Raw genomic sequence first — 15,797 nt, forward strand, 5'->3', positions numbered from 1 at the left:
TTCCTGCTTTGCTTACTATTGAAGCGTTCGAGCATAAATTAAAAGAAAAAGTGAAACAGGCACGGGGCGTCGACATCGCCGGAGCAGCTGACAAAGACATATATTACGCCGTAGCCGCGATCGTCCAGGAGAACATGCATGAAAATTGGCATGAAACGAAAAAAGCCTATGAAGATCAACAGGAGAGACAAGTGTACTATGTGTCCATGGAATTTCTTATTGGACGTCTGCTCGAGAGTAATCTTTTAAACTGCGGTCTGCGTGACGTCTGCCACGAAGCGCTGCACCGGCTTGGAAGAAGCCCGGAAGACATTTATGCAGAAGAACATGATGCAGGCCTCGGAAACGGCGGCCTCGGACGGCTTGCGGCCTGCTTCCTCGACTCGATGGCATCACTTCAGTACGCCGGGCACGGTTCCGGGATCCGCTACCGCTACGGTTTGTTTGAGCAGCGTATCATTCACGGAAATCAGGTAGAGCTTCCGGACTACTGGTTGAAAGAAACGTATCCGTGGGAAACGAGGAAAGCAGATGAGGCACTTACCATCCATTTCGGAGGGGAAGTCGACATGCATACTCGAGCGGATGGAACATTGGAATTCAGTCCGAGGAATACAGATGAAGTCCGCGCCGTCCCATACGACGTGCCAGTTGCCGGCTATGACAATAATGTGGTGAATACATTAAGGCTCTGGAGTGCCGAACTTCCTCCTGAAGACTCTCATCTGCTCGGAGATTCTGAAAGCAGGTACTATCATCATCTGGATCACATGCATTCCATTGAGCAGATTTCCGGCTTTCTTTACCCGGATGACTCCAATTATGAAGGAAAAGAACTTCGTCTGAAGCAGCAATATTTTCTCGTTTCAGCGACCCTGCAGCAGATTATCGGCGATTTCAAGCGCGTTCACGATCTTCCATTGAAGCAGATGCATCAAAAAATCTGCGTGCAGATCAACGATACCCATCCATCGCTTGCGGTGCCGGAATTAATGCGGCTGCTGATGGACCAGGAAGGGTTGAACTGGGACGACGCGTGGCATGTCACCCGCCATACGATCGCCTACACCAATCATACGACGCTGAGCGAAGCATTGGAAAAATGGCCGGTGGATATGATTAAACACGTCCTTCCGAGAAGTTTCATGATCATTAATGAAATCAATGAACGCTTCTGCCAGGGACTCTGGTTTGATCATCCCGAGCTTCGTGATAAGATTCCGGAGCTTGCCGTCATTGCCGATGATCAAGTCCATATGGCCAGGCTCGCGATTGTCGGGAGTTTCAGTGTCAATGGTGTTGCCCAGCTCCACACGGATATTTTGAAGAAATCCGAAATGAAAGATTTCCATGAACTTTATCCTGGTAAATTCAATAACAAAACCAACGGCATTACGCATAGACGCTGGCTGCTGCAGGTGAACACAGAACTGGCTGATACAATTTCAGATGCCATTGGTCCACAGTGGATTCAGCAGCCATCCAAGCTTGCCGGTCTGCTGCGCTACACGAACGACAACGCCTTTCTTCAGAAGCTCGATCAGGTGAAACGGAATAACAAAGCAAAAATGACCGATATCATCCAGAAACAAACGGGAATAAGCGTCGATCCCGACTCTATTTTTGATGTTCAGATCAAACGTCTGCACGAATACAAGAGGCAGCTTCTTAACGTGTTTCACGTCATTTATTTATATAATGAGATCAAAGATAATCCGGCTATGGATATCACACCACGAACCTTCATTTTTGCCGCCAAAGCCGCTCCCGGCTATTATATGGCGAAAGAAATCATCAAACTGATCCATCACGTTGCATCCGTTGTGAATCACGACAAAGATGTCAAAGGTCGCCTGAAGTTGATCTTCATGGAAAACTACAACGTTAGTCTGGCTGAAAGCATTATTCCAGCGGCAGACTTGAGCGAGCAGATCTCTACCGCCGGCAAAGAAGCATCCGGTACCGGAAACATGAAGATGATGATGAACGGGGCCTTGACGGTCGGCACGATGGATGGTGCTAATGTGGAGATTCACGACCTTGTTGGCAGGGATAATATTTTCATCTTCGGGTTATCCAGCAGTGAAATTCAACAATACCGAGACGAAGGCAGCTACAATGCCAAAGAGATCTATCATGCCGATGACCGCGTACGTCGGATCATGGATCAGTTGAACGGCGGCGATTTCGGATCGCAGGAAATAGAGTTCAAGGATATCTTTTATCATATCCTCTCCCATAACGATCCGTACTTCGTTCTCAAAGACTTCGAGGATTATATCGTCACCCAGGAACACGTGGACAGCACGTTCCGGATTCGAGAGAAGTGGCAGCAGAAAGCGTTGGTCAACATCGCGTACTCTGGCAAATTCTCCAGTGACCGGACGATCCACGAATACGCTGCGGACATATGGAATATCGCACCCGTCCGCTTTTCCACTCCGAGCCTGTAAGTTTTACTTATGGAAGCTCTGCGAAAATGATGAAACTACACGCACGGATGCCGCCTGTTCTCAGACGGTATCCGTGCGTCTTTCATTAAGAGATGCCTGTAAGAGGAGGCGGGCCCTGCTGTTTCAGGGCCCGCCTCCTCTGACGGCATCTTTTTTTATTGCCGGCATGGAATACGAATGGCTGCCAGCTGCTCCTAATGAGCGTGTGCAAAAGCAAAGTGCACCTTTTAGTCAGTTCGTGTTCTTCCACCCAGTGGAAGAAGTCGTCGAGCCCCTGCGGAAGAGCCTCCTCAGCCGAGGCTTTTCCCTTTCTGCTCTTCAGAATCAGCATCGGTACGAACGGGCGCACGGGAGGAAGCCACCCTCCGCTACGTCCGCGAAGATGACAAGGCGGCGGCCCTGGTACCGATGCTTTTCTCGTAAGAGAACAAAAGCGCGGAGCGCCTTTTGGTAGGAACGGCGTGCGGAAGCGCTGCAAGCTTTTTGAGGGAAGAAAACGTGCTTTGTTTCTTCCCGAGCAGCACATGGAGCCGCCGTCACACTGTATGAAAACTTATACATTCCTATCATTGAATAAAAGCGCGGAGCACCTGCGTCTTGAGTGGTTTCAGAAGCGCTGTCCGGACTTTTTCTGCCGTCCGTACGTCCGGATTGATTGTTTAACAGCAGCTGCATACATCGGCGGAGCAAACAAGTACCCTTGCATGACAAAGCATCCAATCTCCTCCAAAAAGTGCTGCTGCCTTTCCATCTCTACCCCTTCGACGACAATCGGAATCCCGATGGACTGCACCATGCTCACCACTCCCCGCAGTACCGCTTCGCCTTTGTTATCCCTGCCGATCCTGTCTACAAATAGCTTGTCGAGTTTTACTTGATCAAACGGGTATTCCATCAAGTAGCCGATTTTCGAGTAGCCGGATCCGAAATCGTCGACCGATAGCTTGAATCCATGCTGCTGGAGCAGTTTCAGACGAGAATGCAGCGATGGCTGTTTCATCAAATCGGTGGACTCCAGCAGTTCCAGCTCTATTTTTCCCGGCTTTATATGCCATCGTTCGGGGAGTTGAAGAAGGAAATGAAGAAATCCGTCGTCCTCCAGCAGCTTCGGCGGTATGTTGAAGGACATCGTGCCATCATAATCATACCCGTCCCGCCAGTTCAAATAATGGCTGAGCCCTTCCTGCATGATCCACTCCGTGATTTTTTTCAAATGCCCTTTTCTTTCCGCTGCGGCGATGAATTCCGGAGGCGGAATATGACCCAGCTCAGGATGGCACCATCGTGAGAGGACTTCTACTCCCGCAATACAGTCCTGGTTGGTATCTACCTGAGGCTGGAATACCAAATAGTAGCTGCCATCGAGCAGGGCTGTATCCAGGTCCCGTTCCATCGTTCTTTTCCGCTGCGCGTTCTCTGTGAACTGGGGACGGTACTCTACATATGTATTGTCCGCCATGGACGTTTTAGCCTCTTTCATCGCAGCTTCCATCGCATGAAACAAAGCATGAGGGGAACGACCGTGGGCAGGATACGCTGCTCCTGCAAGGGAAGCGGCAGCTCGTATCCAGTGCCCCTCCACGTCGATGCCCTCCTCCAACAGCGTCTGCAGTCGATGCGCCATTCGGGCCTGATCTTCCGTTCCCTCGGAGATAAAAACAAATTCGTCTCCCCCGCTTCTTCCAGTCCAAACATCCGGCATATCCTGCTGGAACCGCTCAGCCAGCTTGATTAAAAAAAGATCTCCTACAGGATACGTGTACGTATTATTGACTTCACGGAAGTTTTTCAAATCCAGCATCATGCAGGAAAAGGGACGCCCTTTTGCAATCAATTCTTCCATCGTGCTGTAAATCTTTTTCCGGTGCGCCAGGGAGGTCAGCGCATCTTCTCCTCTCGGGGCTTCCACGGCAGACTGATTCGAATAAAACAGCAGCATACTCCCGCCATGACGAGTAGGGTAGACGCGTACGTGAAACCAGCTTTCTGCATAGCCATCATACTGATCGAGACACGTCCGCCGGCTGTCCGCCTTCTGATCAACATGTTCTTTCAATACATTCTCCCAGCTTGCATGCATCACTTCCCATATGAATCTGCCTTCCGCTTCTCTTCCGTGGTGCAGGAACAGCCGCTCCCAAAAGAAGTTCGTATAGGTAAGGCGTCCGAGGTGGTCGACGGCACAGACGGGATCCGTCACGAATTGAATATCGACTTCGGATACGTCCGGAGAGTGGCGCTGCATGGAGAAAGCGAACTCGGGATGGCGGGAATTCGCTCCTTTGAAGAGACACGCCTCCATCCCGCTTTCCCCGCGACTCTGCCAGAACTCTCTCGTCCCGGAAAGAACCTCGCCAGCCTGCTCTACCTCTTTTTCCGAAAAAAAGGTGAGCAGCAGGCTCAGCAGGTCTCTTCCAGGAGCAGCGGCCGGAAGGTTATGCTGATAATCGACGTGAACAAACAACCCCTGCCCATCCACGACAGCTTCTACTTTATCGTGTGCTGATGACTGCATGGTTTTCCCTCCTGCTCCTCTTTAGGTGACGTAGGAGACAACATGATCAGGTGCAACGATTTCTTTCTATTCTATCATGATTCAGTCATGGGTCAAAGGACTCCTGCAATCCTCTTTTTTTACATGATGTGCTGAAAAAAGCATTCCTTCCCTTTGCTTCGGCTTCGAGAACGCTTACACCGACCCTTCATCCCACCAGCATGAATCGAAGCGTATTCCTTGATCACGGCGGGTCTTAAGAAGAGAAGATCATCCTTCCGGGCTGCAGCCGGATCCAATCCTCTTGTAAGAGCGGGAGTAGCCGCTTCACACAAAAAGCCCGCCGAAAAGAGTTCGACAGGCTGACGTGTATTTCGATGCTATCCAAGTTCGGCCAGTGCCGCTACGTCGGCATCCAGCTGCTGCTTTTCTTCCAGCGTCCAGGCTGGGAGGACACGAATGTCGGCTTCATCCAGGTTTCTCTCCAGGAGCTGTTCCAAATCTTTCTTTGCGTCGGTAAATGCCGCTGCAAAGACGACGATATCCATCGAAGGACACGTGATCTCTATACCGGATCCGCCCTGCCAGTCTGGTGAGCGGCGGACAAGCAGCGGTCCTTCTTGTGCTTCGTGGTGTGTCATGAGTAGTTTCCGCTCCTTCTGTCAGCATGCTTTCTATATCATATCGGAACTACTCATCTACTTCAACCTCTTCCTGCTTTTCTGACGCTGCCCTGTATTCAGAAACGGTTTGTGTGAAGCGGAGCAGCAGATCTGCTGCCTTGAGCTGGTTGTTCTTAATCGGGGCCTGCATCCGCTGCATCTGTTCTTTCCATGCCTTCACATCGCGCCGGTCCATCATCTGCGTGGACGTCCCTCCTTTAGGAACATCAAGATAGCCCTCCAGGCAGATTACGCCCGTTTTCACCGGAATATTCAACTCCCGCTCCGAGAGGATGGTCTGCACTACCGATTTCGTCCGCTGCAGAGACAGCGCAGGTTTCAGCAGGGGCGTCTTGTTTTCGCCCTCTCGTTTTTCCCAATATCTGTTGTCCTTCACTCCATAAATCGTCTCTTTCGATCCCGGCAGCGCGTGCAGAATCCACATGTTATTCGGACTGAGGATGATAATATCGCAGTCCACCGGTGCTTTTCTGGCATAGAGAACCGGACGATAAAAAATGAAGCAGGTGTCCGGCAGTTCTTCCATCAGCATCCGCAGCAGTGGATCGTCATAGTAGGCCGGATCCACGCGCGACCTTTCTGAGACGGTCGAACTCGCCCAGTTGATCTGGAAATCAAACAACTCATCCCGGAAGTGCTGCTTCAACCCATCGAGCGTCCGCGACCGCAGCCCTTCGTTGGTCGGCACGGCGACTTCTTCTTCTGTTTTTTTTCGGAGCCCTTTCATCCAGGTTTTCGTCCGGCTCCAGATCCCCTCGTCCTCTTCATAATATTGATATAACGGCAGCTGGTGGGAACCCTGCACGGCTTCCCAGTCCTGCTTCAACCGCGTCCACCGCTCCCGCTTGAGGCGGACATACCGGCTTGGATAACGATACATATCGATTTCATACCGGGACACGTAATCGGATAGTTTCACTAACTGTGCCACAAGCTTCCTCCTCACTCCCGCCCGAGTTTGAGCGGTTCCTCCACTGTTGTATACGACGGCTGCTTCCCGGGATGGACTTCCATCCATTCCAGCGCTGACGCTCTCATGTTTATTCCCCCTCCACTGAACGTGCCCGAAGAAGGATAGGGAAAGGCCGCTGCCTTCTTCTTCTTGGCAATCGTAACATGCGGACGGAAGGGCCGGCCCGGAGAAGGAAATCCCAGGAACTCCGCCTCCTTTAAAACGACCTGATACAGGGGTTTTAAGTCTCCCTGTGGCTCCATGTACAGCACCCTGGGGTAATCTGGAGATCCGAATCCATTCCATCCGTTTACAGACAGCTCACTGCCCGGCAGCTCCAGCCGGCAGAGCCGGTCCCAGAGAAGCCGCTTCTTATCCATGTCCCAGCCGCCCAGAAATAAAATGGTCAGATGCATATCCTGCTCATAGGTCAGCTGTTTATAATATCGGTCAAGTGCCATCGATTCTTGAAGCGCTCTCCCTTTCTTCTGGAGTTGTTCTGTCACCCTGATGCCCAGAAAATGATGCGTCATCGAATCCCTCCTCGTTTTTATTTTCCCTCCTGCGCTTCGTTTCAAGCAGCAAGATAGGTGTGGTATAATGGATACTAAACGGATAGGAAAAAATGAGACGCGGGAAAGGATGAGTCTGCTTTGACAAAAGTAGTGAATCAGATGGATGAATTAATTGGAGATACGCCCCTTGTGAAGCTCCGGCACGTGACGCCGGAAAGCGGAGCTGTGGTGTATTTGAAACTGGAATTTCAAAATCCAAGCGGCAGCGTAAAAGACCGAGCCGCTGCAAATATGATTGAACAGGCGGAAAAAGATGGTCTGCTGCACCCAAACTCCGTTATCGTCGAACCGACATCAGGTAATACTGGAATCGGTCTTGCGATGAACGCCGCAGCGAAAGGATATAAAGCGATCCTCACCATGCCCGATACGATGTCGCAGGAACGGATCAATCTTTTGAAAGCCTACGGGGCCGAGGTTGTTCTAACTCCAGGCGAGAAAAAAATGCCCGGCGCTATCGAAAAGGCGAAAGAAATTACCGCTGCAACAGAAAATGCATTCATGCCGATGCAGTTTGAGAACAGCGCCAATCCCGATGCCCACCGCGGTTCCACAGCGGTCGAAATCATTGACGCCATGAACCAGATTGGCAAAAATCTCTCCGCATTCGTCGCCACTTCGGGTACGGGCGGGACCATCACCGGTACAGGAGAAGAACTGCGTAAAGAATATCCGGATGTCACGATCGATGTGGTGGAACCGAAAGGATCTCCGGTTCTTTCAGGGGGACGTCCCGGCCCTCATAAACTTGTCGGCACGTCTCCCGGATTTGTGCCGCCGATCTTAAACGAAGAGGTCTATGGCCGTATCCATCAGATCAGTGATGAAGATGCGTATGAAACGGCTGGACGCCTGGCACGGGAAGAAGGCATTCTCGTTGGTCCTTCATCGGGTGCGGCCTGCTATGCAGCACTGAAAACAGCTGAAAACTTCGGCCCGGATGATACCATTGTTGCCATTGCCTGCGACACTGGCGAACGGTACCTTTCCACCGATCTCTTTCAATTTAACGACTAAGTCCCGATGATTACTGCAGAAGACGGGCATCGGTGTCCTGCTTGTATTACCTGAATCACGCCGATGCTTAAGGGACGAACGGTGCAGCAACAAACACGATGTCAACAGACCGGCTTCCGGCTGTCCCAAGTGGATGGCCGGAAGCTTTTTTCGTCAGCCTCCCGGCAGCGACAGACTCACCGCGTTTTTCGTCCGCCGGGCGAGCACCAGCATCAGCAGAGCGCCCGTCAGCGTCATCACGCCATAGAAAAAATAGACACCGAGAATCGAATGGAAGTCGAGGATCAATCCGGCACTCAGACTGAAGAAGAACGCACCGACCCCATTGCCGACCGCTGCGTATACCGACACGGCCGTTGCTTTCACTTCCGGCGGGGCCAGATCCGAGACATACTGGAGAGCTGCCGGCACGAACAACCCGATACTGAAACCTTGAAGGATGGTGGTTGCATAAATCCATCCCGGGGAAGGTTCAAACGAGTAAAAAAGCCACCGCAGTCCGGAGACGAGAGCAGCTGCGGTCAATATCCACAGCACACCTCTGCGGTGGATCCAGTCCCCTGCCCAGCGCATGAACGGTACTTCACTTCCCGCGGCAAGCAGAAAGGCAAAGCCGACGCCGGCAAGCGATCCGCCGGCAAACTGGATCATGACACCAAAATAAAAGTTGTTTGCCATAATCGGTCCATATACGAGAAATGTAATCAGCAGAAAAAGCAGAAAGCCAGGAACTCTCATCAGTTTGCCGAGACCCCCACGAAGATCCACCCTCACTGCCGCGTTCTCATTCGGAAGCCCCGCGGCTGTCAGCGCACTGACGGCAAAAACGAGGAAGAAACCGTAGAATATCACCTGCAGTCCAAAAAGGTCAGACAAGTTGCCCATAATCCAGACGGCGACGGCAAACCCGACAGCGCCCCACATTCGGATACGGCCGTAGTCTCCACCCTTCCGCTTCACGTAATTCATGGCCAGGTTATCCGACAGCGGAATGACCGCGCTCTGAAACACAGCCAGCATAACGGCGACAGCAACGAATACATAATAATCGGTCACTCCCGCGTATGCGAGTCCACTGAAAGCCGCTCCCGTAGAGGCTGCCATCAGCAGCAGCCTCGGCCGTTTCGTCAGATCACTGAGCATCCCCCACAGCGGCTGGACGAGAATCATCGTAACAGGGCCAATGGACGTAATCACACCGATCTGTGCACCGCTGAGGCCGATATCCTGAAGGTAGACCGTCAGCAGTGGGAACAACCCGCCGAGACCGAAATAGATAAAGAAGAAATAAGCTTTCATTCGTAGTATGTGTGACGGAAACATGATACATCCCAGCTTTCTTTTTAATGTACAGATTTGCAGGCAGGAGCTGTTCCCTGTCGTGGAAGGAAGGACAAAACGCAGCTTTAATCCTGCTTTCGCCATGATGAGATCCCGGGAGCAGCTGCTGTCATACGACCTGCGGCAAGGCGTTTTGTCTTCAACATCTCTCTTCAGACGGACACACACCTGCAGTCCACCTTACCAGAAATTCATAGCACCTGCGACCCCGTCTGAACTGGAAGAAACCGGGCCCTTTACAGCAGAATCCGAACGATTCACACACAGTTTACGTAATTTTAACGAAATTTACTGAGGTTCACCTTTACGTCTTTCGCTAAAATAGGGTAAAATGTTAAGCAAGGAGGGGGACGTTATGGACATAAGCTCGATGATGCAGGCACAGACTGCCCAGCTGCAGCAGACGGTTAGTATGAGTCTTCTTAAAAGCTCACTATCCACCGACGCAGCACAGAGCATCAACATGCTGGAAAAGATGAACGAGGGCAGTGCTTCCACTTCTGCTGAAGCACCTCACCCGACATCCGGCAGCAGTATTGATATCCGTCTTTAAGTGATCAACCATGTACGCCCTTTCTGCGCAAGGTGTGCGCTGATTTCTTTTGGGTGACAAACAAAGGAGTGGTTTTTTGAAACCGTCGACTGATCGTATGTTAACTCGTATTAAATCGGTATACCTCTTCATCAAACAGAAAGGGAGCGTCTCCACACACGAACTTACGGAAGAGTTCGGCACGACTGAACGAACGATTCAGCGGGATCTGCACGTGCTCGAATACAACGACCTCGTCACCCCGACCGGACGTGGCGTCTGGACAACCACGGACAAGAAAACAATCGTATCCTGACACCCGGGTAGAGCTGCCTCAACGAAGGCCGTGCATCAATAAACCGGTGGATGAACCATAAATACGAGCCGACGACTGCTTTGACGATCGTCGGCTCGTATTTATCGTTTGTCGGTAATAATGACGCCTTCCGATGCGGGCAGTCCCGGCGCGGCCGGCAAGGCATCCTATCACCGTATGGATGCTTTGATGCATCCTCCGTGAACGATAGCGAAAGCACTTTTTGATCGGAACGGCGTGCATCGTCGCTGCATGCTTTTCAAGGGAAGAACAGGGGCTTCGTTCTTCCCGCGCAGCCGGCTACGCCGTCCCCCTAAATGGGAACTTATACATTCCTATCGACTAAATAAGAGTGGCCCGGTGCGGTACCGGGCCACTCTTGGTTCGTAAACGGCCTCTCGCCCCCGCTATTTTTTATGCTCCTGCAGCAACTGCAGTTCCTCTCCCGTCAGTTCGCGGTATTCACCCGGATTCAAGGCTTTATCCAGGTGGATCGGACCCATTCTCACACGCGTCAATGCGGTCACCCGGTTTCCACAGGCAGCTAGCATTCGCTTCACCTGATGATACTTTCCTTCCTGAATGGTAAGGAAAATTTCGGTTGCCCGTTCCGTCCGTTTCACAACCGCCGGCTGTACTTCTGTTCCGTCTTCCAGCGTCATCCCTTTTTCCAGCTGCGCTTCGGTTCGATCGTCGATCGCATCCGCCAGCGATACTTTGTATTCTTTGTCCACCTTCCGCTTTGGGGACGTCAGCTGGTGAGCCAGCTTTCCGTCGTTGGTAAGCAGCAGCAGCCCTGTCGTATCTTTGTCCAGACGGCCGACAGGAAAGGGAGCAAACAGCTGGTCTTTTTCCTCCAGCAGCTCCGTGACGGTTTCCTCCGTCTCATCTTCGGTGGCTGAAATCATTTCCAGCGGTTTATTCATCAGCAGGTACACATAGTCCCGGTAAGTGACAGTGTCTCCAAACAGGAGCAGGCCGCTGCTGTCTGGATCCACGTGCGTCTTCCCCTCTTTCACCGGCCGTCCGTCCTGCTGGAGAGCGCCCTGCTTCAGTAATTTTTTCACTTCTTTTCTGGAGCCGTACCCCAGTTTCGCAAGCAGTTTATCTGCTCTCATCTTTACATCCCTCTATTCTTCTTCACCAAACATATAATGTTTCGTCCGTATATTAACATTTAACACGATTCCCACTGCCAGCATATTCGTGATCAGCGAGCTTCCTCCGTAACTGATAAACGGCAGTGCCAGACCAGTGATCGGCACGACGCCAATCGTCATCCCAATGTTCTGGAAAATCTGGAAGACGAGCAGGCCGATAACACCGGCAACCAGATACGTCCCGTACGTATTGTTACACGTGAAGGCAATCACGACCATTCTATAAAGCAGGAGGAAGTACACCACCAGCAGCACGGTCGCCCCCATAAAACCGAACTCTTCTGCAATAACAGTAAATACAAAGTCGGTGTGCAGCTCTGGAATCAGGCCGCTCTGGGTTTTGATGCCGCCCATGAATCCGGAGCCGTAGAGCTGGCCAGCTCCGACTCCCTGCAGCGCGTGGTACAGCTGATACCCTGCGGCGCCAATGTTCTCACCAGGACTCAGCCATGCGTATATCCGGCTCAGCTGGTGGTCCTGGATAATCCGGTTGAATAGTTCAAAATTCACGTTATGGAGCCAGACGAGAAAGCTGATGGCGCCTACGAAGATTGAAACTAACAGACCAATCATCCGAAAAGTAACACCCGCCATCAAAATCATAATGCCAATGATGGCCCCGATGACAAGCGCCGTTCCTAAGTCCGGCTGCACCAGAATGAGGAGAAACGGTGGTAGACCGACGGCGAGAATTTTTCCGACGACGATGCAGTCAGAGAGAAAGGAGACCGGCCTCGGTTTTCTCGTGATCGTCAAAAGCAGATGAGACAACGAAAAAATAAGGAATATTTTCACAAACTCAGAAGGCTGAAAACGCGGGACACCCGGCAGATCGAGCCAGCGCTGGGCTCCGTTGATTTCTGTCCCCATCACGGCAACCAGCAGCAGCAGAATCATGCTGATAATGTAGAAGGTGATGGAGAAATTTTTAAAGGATTCATAGTCGAAAAGCATCGCACCGCCCATGACGATGACCCCGAGCGCAAACCAGATGATCTGGCGCTGCACGAAATACCCCGGGGCATTATACTGCTCTGTCGAGGCAGCACTGTAGATCGCGACCAGGCTGATGCACATGAGCACAAATAGAAAAAACAATAGAGAGTAGTCCAGCTGTTGAAGTGGACTTTTACGTTCCTGCATGTTCGCTTCTCCTTACATTAACATCATACGATTCCGTATGTAATTCTTCTTCATCTGGATCGTTCTGACGGAGGCGGCGGTCTTTCTCCACCCGTCTCGAAATGTTCGCGAGGATACCGACAGACGCCAGCGTTACCAGCAGCGACGAGCCGCCATAGCTTAAAAATGGGAATGGAATCCCAGTTACCGGCAGCAGCCCCGTAACGGCACCGCTGTTGAAAATGACCTGTACTGCCAGCTGCGCGGAAATGCCAAAAGCGAGCAGGCTCCCGAATGTATCTCTCGCCCGGAAACCAATGAGAAATCCGCGTCCGATCAGCAGGGAGGCAAACAGCAGCGCTGCTGCCACCCCGAGAAAGCCTAGTTCTTCACTGACAATGGCGAGAATGAAATCCGTGTGCGCCTCCGGCAGATAGAACAGCTTCTGCACGCTCTGTCCAAGACCTGCGCCGGTCAAGCCGCCGTGAGCAACGGCGATAAAGGACTGCACAACCTGAAACCCTTCCGTCTGCTCCAGTTCGAAGGCATTCAGGTAGCCGGCCAACCGATTCATCCGATATTCTGCGGAGCTTGCATAAAACCAGATGACAGAAACCGCCAGCACGGCGAGGCTGACTATATGCCACAGTCTCGCTCCGGCTAGAAAAGCAAGCAGCCCTGCCACCATGATGATCGAGGTGCCTGTTCCCAGATCGGGCTGGAACATGATCAGGATGAAGGCAGCAGCGACAACCAACAGTGGTTTGAACAAGCCGTTTTTGAAATCGTGGATATATGGTGCTTTTTTGGCATAAACACTCGCAAGGTAAATGATCATCGCCAGTTTGACAAATTCCGACGGCTGGATCGTAAAACCGCCTATCGCAATCCATCGGGTAGCTCCGTTGACCGTATGACCGAGAGGCGTAAGCAGTACAATGAGCAGCAGGGCAAAGGAACCGAGCAGCATGAAGGGAATCAGCTTCTGGTAGTGACGGTATGGGAAAAACATCAGAAAGAAAAAGACACCCAGTCCGAGGACAAGCCACATCAGGTGACGGTTAAAATAAAAAAGAGCGTTATTATAATTTTCATATCCTTCCACAAAGCTGGCACTGTAAACCATGATCAGGCCAAATAAGCTGATCAGGATCACCGTTGTCACCAACATCCAGTCTATGTATAGCTGTCTCTTCTCCTCCAAGCTGTCTCACCTCCTGCATTAGCAGTATTATACCATGCGCAGGGATGCCGCTTAAAGTGCCGTTCGATTGATACCGAACTTTCACATAAAAAAAGGGAGCTGCCCATCCGGGTTTTCGGGTTGTCTCAGCGGGAACGTGAAGATCCTGAAGACAAGCACGCAGCGGCTTGGACCGCAGACTTTTCGAGAGAAGCGAGCGGTCTTCTTTCTTCCCGCGCAACGCAGGAAGCCGCCGTCCCCCTGTATGAAAACTTATGCTTATACTTTAAAAAAGCACTCCGGCTGCCGCCGGAGTGCTGTACGTGCTTCTACGATGCATGTATATCAGCCGTGAAGTTTTTTCGCTGTTTCTGCAATCCGCTTGCCGAGACGGCGCGTCATCGTCAGATCCCGCTCATCCGGCTGGCTGCTGCCATCCGGCCCCGCCACGGTTGATGCTGCATAAGGAGAACCTCCGATGCCGTCTGTGGTCAGCTGTTCCGGATTCTCGCCATAAGGCAGGCCGACGTAAATCATACCAAAGTGCATGAGCGGAACGAAAGTTGTCAACGCAGTCGTTTCCTGTCCTCCATGAATTGAACCGGTGCTCGTCACGACGCCGGTCACTTTCCCTTCCAGCTCTCCATTCATCCAGAGAGAACCGGCGGAATCGAGAAACTGTTTCATCTGTGCCGGCATCGTCCCATACCTGGTCGGAATACCCCAGAGTATGCCGTCAGCCCACTTCAGATCTTCATGGGTTGCCGTCGGGACATCTTTCTGCATCTCCTGTGCCTGGTCGTAGGCATCCTGCCCGGACATAGCCGCCTTTACTGCATCAAATTCTTCAATGCGGACGATTTTCACTTCCACTCCGTCCACTTGCGCAGCCCCTTCTGCTGCTGCTTTCACCATCGTGTAAATGTGACCGAATGTGCTGTAATACGGAATAAGTACTTTTGTCATGTGTCACCAGCTCCTTCTGCTTTTTTATACATTACCTGCCCTTCCCGGAATCTGCTTCTATGAAACCTTTGCCCCAACCAGATGAACAGCTGTCCGGGATGCCGGCTTGCTCCGTAGGAAACAGGAATCATCGACTGTCGATGCAGCCACGAAAAGAAGGAGCGCTTCAGAAAGAGACTGATCAATGGGACAGTGCTGAACAAAGAGCGGGAAGGACACTCCCGGATGCAGAAAACCGCTCCCCACGCTCGAGAAACAGGCCTTCTCTGTACAGAAGAAGGGCATTCTGTGTTATAATGAAGCAATGAAACGGGAGTTTCTACTCCTGAAATGAGAGGTGAAATGGAATGGAGCATCTGGAGCTTTGCCCAAAGTTTGAATCTGCTTTTCAACTGCTCGGGAAACGCTGGAACGGCCTTATCATCAGAGTGCTGCTTCACGGACCGGCCAGGTTCAAAGATATCTCCGTCAACATTCCGAATATGAGCGATAAAATGCTGGTGGATCGATTGAAAGAGCTGGAAGACATCGGTGTCGTAGAACGTTCTGTTTATCCGGAGACGCCGGTTCGTATAGAATACAAGCTGACTGATAAAGGCCGTGCTCTCGAGCCCGCGCTGGACGAAATTCAGTCATGGGCGGAAGAATGGATGGACCAGAAAGAGAAACAGAAAGAAAGCATTCCTGTATTGAAGTAATTTGGGGTTTGTCAAAAAAAGAGCCCTCCTGGTAGGATACAAGGTGTCCAAAGCTGATCAGCGAAAAGGACCCCTAACTACTTCCAAGGAGGACTCACGAATGAATTATAACCGAAACGAAAACATCAAGCAAATCCATTCAGAGACATTGATTATCGGTGTTGATATTGCGAAAAAAACCAACTACGCCCGGGCTCAGGATGACCGCGGTATTGATCTTGCCGAAGCCTTTCGGTTCGATAACAGGTATTCTGGATTCCGTGCTTTGTTGGAATGGGTGACTCAACTGAAAACATCGTTTCATA

Annotated in this window: 14 protein-coding genes and 1 pseudogene; 6 read left to right on the forward strand and 9 right to left on the reverse strand. The window is 51.5% G+C overall.

Going from position 1 to position 15,797, the window contains the following annotated elements; genetic code table 11:
• Positions 1–8 precede the first annotated feature (8 nt).
• Positions 9–2,453: a glycogen/starch/alpha-glucan phosphorylase gene (locus G477_RS0107790; protein ID WP_026697470.1), complete on the forward strand. Its 2,445-nt coding sequence runs from the start codon at positions 9–11 to the stop codon at positions 2,451–2,453.
• Between the two features lie 607 nt (positions 2,454–3,060).
• On the opposite strand, the gene G477_RS0107800 is transcribed toward G477_RS0107790, so the two are convergent.
• From G477_RS0107800 to thpR, 4 genes are all read right to left on the reverse strand, one after another.
• Complete coding sequence (locus tag G477_RS0107800) at positions 3,061–4,968, reverse strand: putative bifunctional diguanylate cyclase/phosphodiesterase (RefSeq protein ID WP_026697472.1); 1,908 nt, start codon at positions 4,966–4,968, stop codon at positions 3,061–3,063.
• Between the two features lie 359 nt (positions 4,969–5,327).
• Positions 5,328–5,588 carry a hypothetical protein gene (locus G477_RS0107805; RefSeq protein WP_026697473.1) on the reverse strand — a complete coding sequence of 87 codons (261 nt, stop codon included), beginning with the start codon at positions 5,586–5,588 and terminating at the stop codon, positions 5,328–5,330.
• 49 nt (positions 5,589–5,637) lie between these two features.
• Positions 5,638–6,561, reverse strand: a complete 924-nt coding sequence (locus G477_RS0107810; RefSeq protein ID WP_026697474.1) for an NERD domain-containing protein — start codon at positions 6,559–6,561, stop codon at positions 5,638–5,640.
• 11 nt (positions 6,562–6,572) lie between these two features.
• Complete coding sequence (thpR, locus tag G477_RS20500) at positions 6,573–7,115, reverse strand: RNA 2',3'-cyclic phosphodiesterase (protein WP_026697475.1); 543 nt, start codon at positions 7,113–7,115, stop codon at positions 6,573–6,575.
• Positions 7,116–7,256: 141 nt separating this feature from the next.
• On the opposite strand from thpR, the gene cysK reads away from it, so the two are divergent.
• Positions 7,257–8,174 carry a cysteine synthase A gene (cysK, locus tag G477_RS0107820; protein ID WP_035211548.1) on the forward strand — a complete coding sequence of 306 codons (918 nt, stop codon included), beginning with the start codon at positions 7,257–7,259 and terminating at the stop codon, positions 8,172–8,174.
• Between the two features lie 153 nt (positions 8,175–8,327).
• Here cysK and G477_RS0107825 read toward each other — a convergent pair whose 3' ends face one another.
• Positions 8,328–9,497 (reverse strand): MFS transporter, encoded by a 1,170-nt coding sequence (locus G477_RS0107825; RefSeq protein ID WP_026697477.1) that lies wholly within the window; start codon positions 9,495–9,497, stop codon positions 8,328–8,330.
• Between the two features lie 373 nt (positions 9,498–9,870).
• Here G477_RS0107825 and G477_RS0107830 point away from each other — a divergent pair, with 373 nt between their 5' ends.
• Both G477_RS0107830 and G477_RS0107835 read left to right on the forward strand, forming a co-directional pair.
• Complete coding sequence (locus tag G477_RS0107830; RefSeq protein WP_026697478.1) at positions 9,871–10,068, forward strand: putative motility protein; 198 nt, start codon at positions 9,871–9,873, stop codon at positions 10,066–10,068.
• Between the two features lie 76 nt (positions 10,069–10,144).
• A complete protein-coding gene (locus G477_RS0107835) occupies positions 10,145–10,363 on the forward strand; it encodes a DeoR family transcriptional regulator (RefSeq protein WP_026697479.1) in 219 nt (72 codons plus the stop codon).
• Between the two features lie 407 nt (positions 10,364–10,770).
• On the opposite strand, the gene G477_RS0107840 is transcribed toward G477_RS0107835, so the two are convergent.
• The 4 genes from G477_RS0107840 to wrbA all read right to left on the reverse strand — a co-directional run bounded on the left by G477_RS0107840 (position 10,771) and on the right by wrbA (position 14,794).
• Positions 10,771–11,481 carry a pseudouridine synthase gene (locus G477_RS0107840; RefSeq protein WP_026697480.1) on the reverse strand — a complete coding sequence of 237 codons (711 nt, stop codon included), beginning with the start codon at positions 11,479–11,481 and terminating at the stop codon, positions 10,771–10,773.
• Positions 11,482–11,493: 12 nt separating this feature from the next.
• Positions 11,494–12,666 (reverse strand): FtsW/RodA/SpoVE family cell cycle protein, encoded by a 1,173-nt coding sequence (locus tag G477_RS0107845; RefSeq protein WP_026697481.1) that lies wholly within the window; start codon positions 12,664–12,666, stop codon positions 11,494–11,496.
• Positions 12,653–13,849, reverse strand: coding sequence for a putative lipid II flippase FtsW (gene ftsW / locus G477_RS0107850; RefSeq protein WP_026697482.1), 1,197 nt, complete (start codon positions 13,847–13,849; stop codon positions 12,653–12,655). Before ftsW ends, G477_RS0107845 begins: the two co-directional genes overlap by 14 nt.
• A gap of 324 nt (positions 13,850–14,173) precedes the next feature.
• Positions 14,174–14,794: an NAD(P)H:quinone oxidoreductase gene (gene wrbA / locus G477_RS0107855; protein WP_026697483.1), complete on the reverse strand. Its 621-nt coding sequence runs from the start codon at positions 14,792–14,794 to the stop codon at positions 14,174–14,176.
• A gap of 347 nt (positions 14,795–15,141) precedes the next feature.
• Here wrbA and G477_RS0107865 point away from each other — a divergent pair, with 347 nt between their 5' ends.
• Positions 15,142–15,492: a winged helix-turn-helix transcriptional regulator gene (locus G477_RS0107865; protein WP_026697485.1), complete on the forward strand. Its 351-nt coding sequence runs from the start codon at positions 15,142–15,144 to the stop codon at positions 15,490–15,492.
• A 100-nt stretch (positions 15,493–15,592) separates the two neighbouring features.
• Positions 15,593–15,797: pseudogene (locus G477_RS0107870) on the forward strand (IS110 family transposase); the annotation flags it as partial.

It is taken from the genome of Alkalicoccus chagannorensis DSM 18086 (assembly GCF_000429725.1).
Taxonomy (GTDB): domain Bacteria; phylum Bacillota; class Bacilli; order Bacillales; family Salisediminibacteriaceae; genus Alkalicoccus; species Alkalicoccus chagannorensis.

What these genes read in the sequence shown, in the direction of transcription:
- G477_RS0107800 (WP_026697472.1), bottom strand. Translation starts at nt 4,968, where the DNA reads ATGCAGTCATCAGCACACGATAAAGTAGAAGCTGTCGTGGATGGGCAG.
- wrbA (WP_026697483.1), bottom strand. Translation starts at nt 14,794, where the DNA reads ATGACAAAAGTACTTATTCCGTATTACAGCACATTCGGTCACATTTAC.
- G477_RS0107845 (WP_026697481.1), bottom strand. Translation starts at nt 12,666, where the DNA reads ATGCAGGAACGTAAAAGTCCACTTCAACAGCTGGACTACTCTCTATTG.
- G477_RS0107825 (WP_026697477.1), bottom strand. Translation starts at nt 9,497, where the DNA reads ATGTTTCCGTCACACATACTACGAATGAAAGCTTATTTCTTCTTTATC.
- G477_RS0107805 (WP_026697473.1), bottom strand. Translation starts at nt 5,588, where the DNA reads ATGACACACCACGAAGCACAAGAAGGACCGCTGCTTGTCCGCCGCTCA.
- G477_RS0107865 (WP_026697485.1), top strand. Translation starts at nt 15,142, where the DNA reads ATGGAGCATCTGGAGCTTTGCCCAAAGTTTGAATCTGCTTTTCAACTG.
- G477_RS0107840 (WP_026697480.1), bottom strand. Translation starts at nt 11,481, where the DNA reads ATGAGAGCAGATAAACTGCTTGCGAAACTGGGGTACGGCTCCAGAAAA.
- thpR (WP_026697475.1), bottom strand. Translation starts at nt 7,115, where the DNA reads ATGACGCATCATTTTCTGGGCATCAGGGTGACAGAACAACTCCAGAAG.
- G477_RS0107830 (WP_026697478.1), top strand. Translation starts at nt 9,871, where the DNA reads ATGGACATAAGCTCGATGATGCAGGCACAGACTGCCCAGCTGCAGCAG.
- cysK (WP_035211548.1), top strand. Translation starts at nt 7,257, where the DNA reads ATGGATGAATTAATTGGAGATACGCCCCTTGTGAAGCTCCGGCACGTG.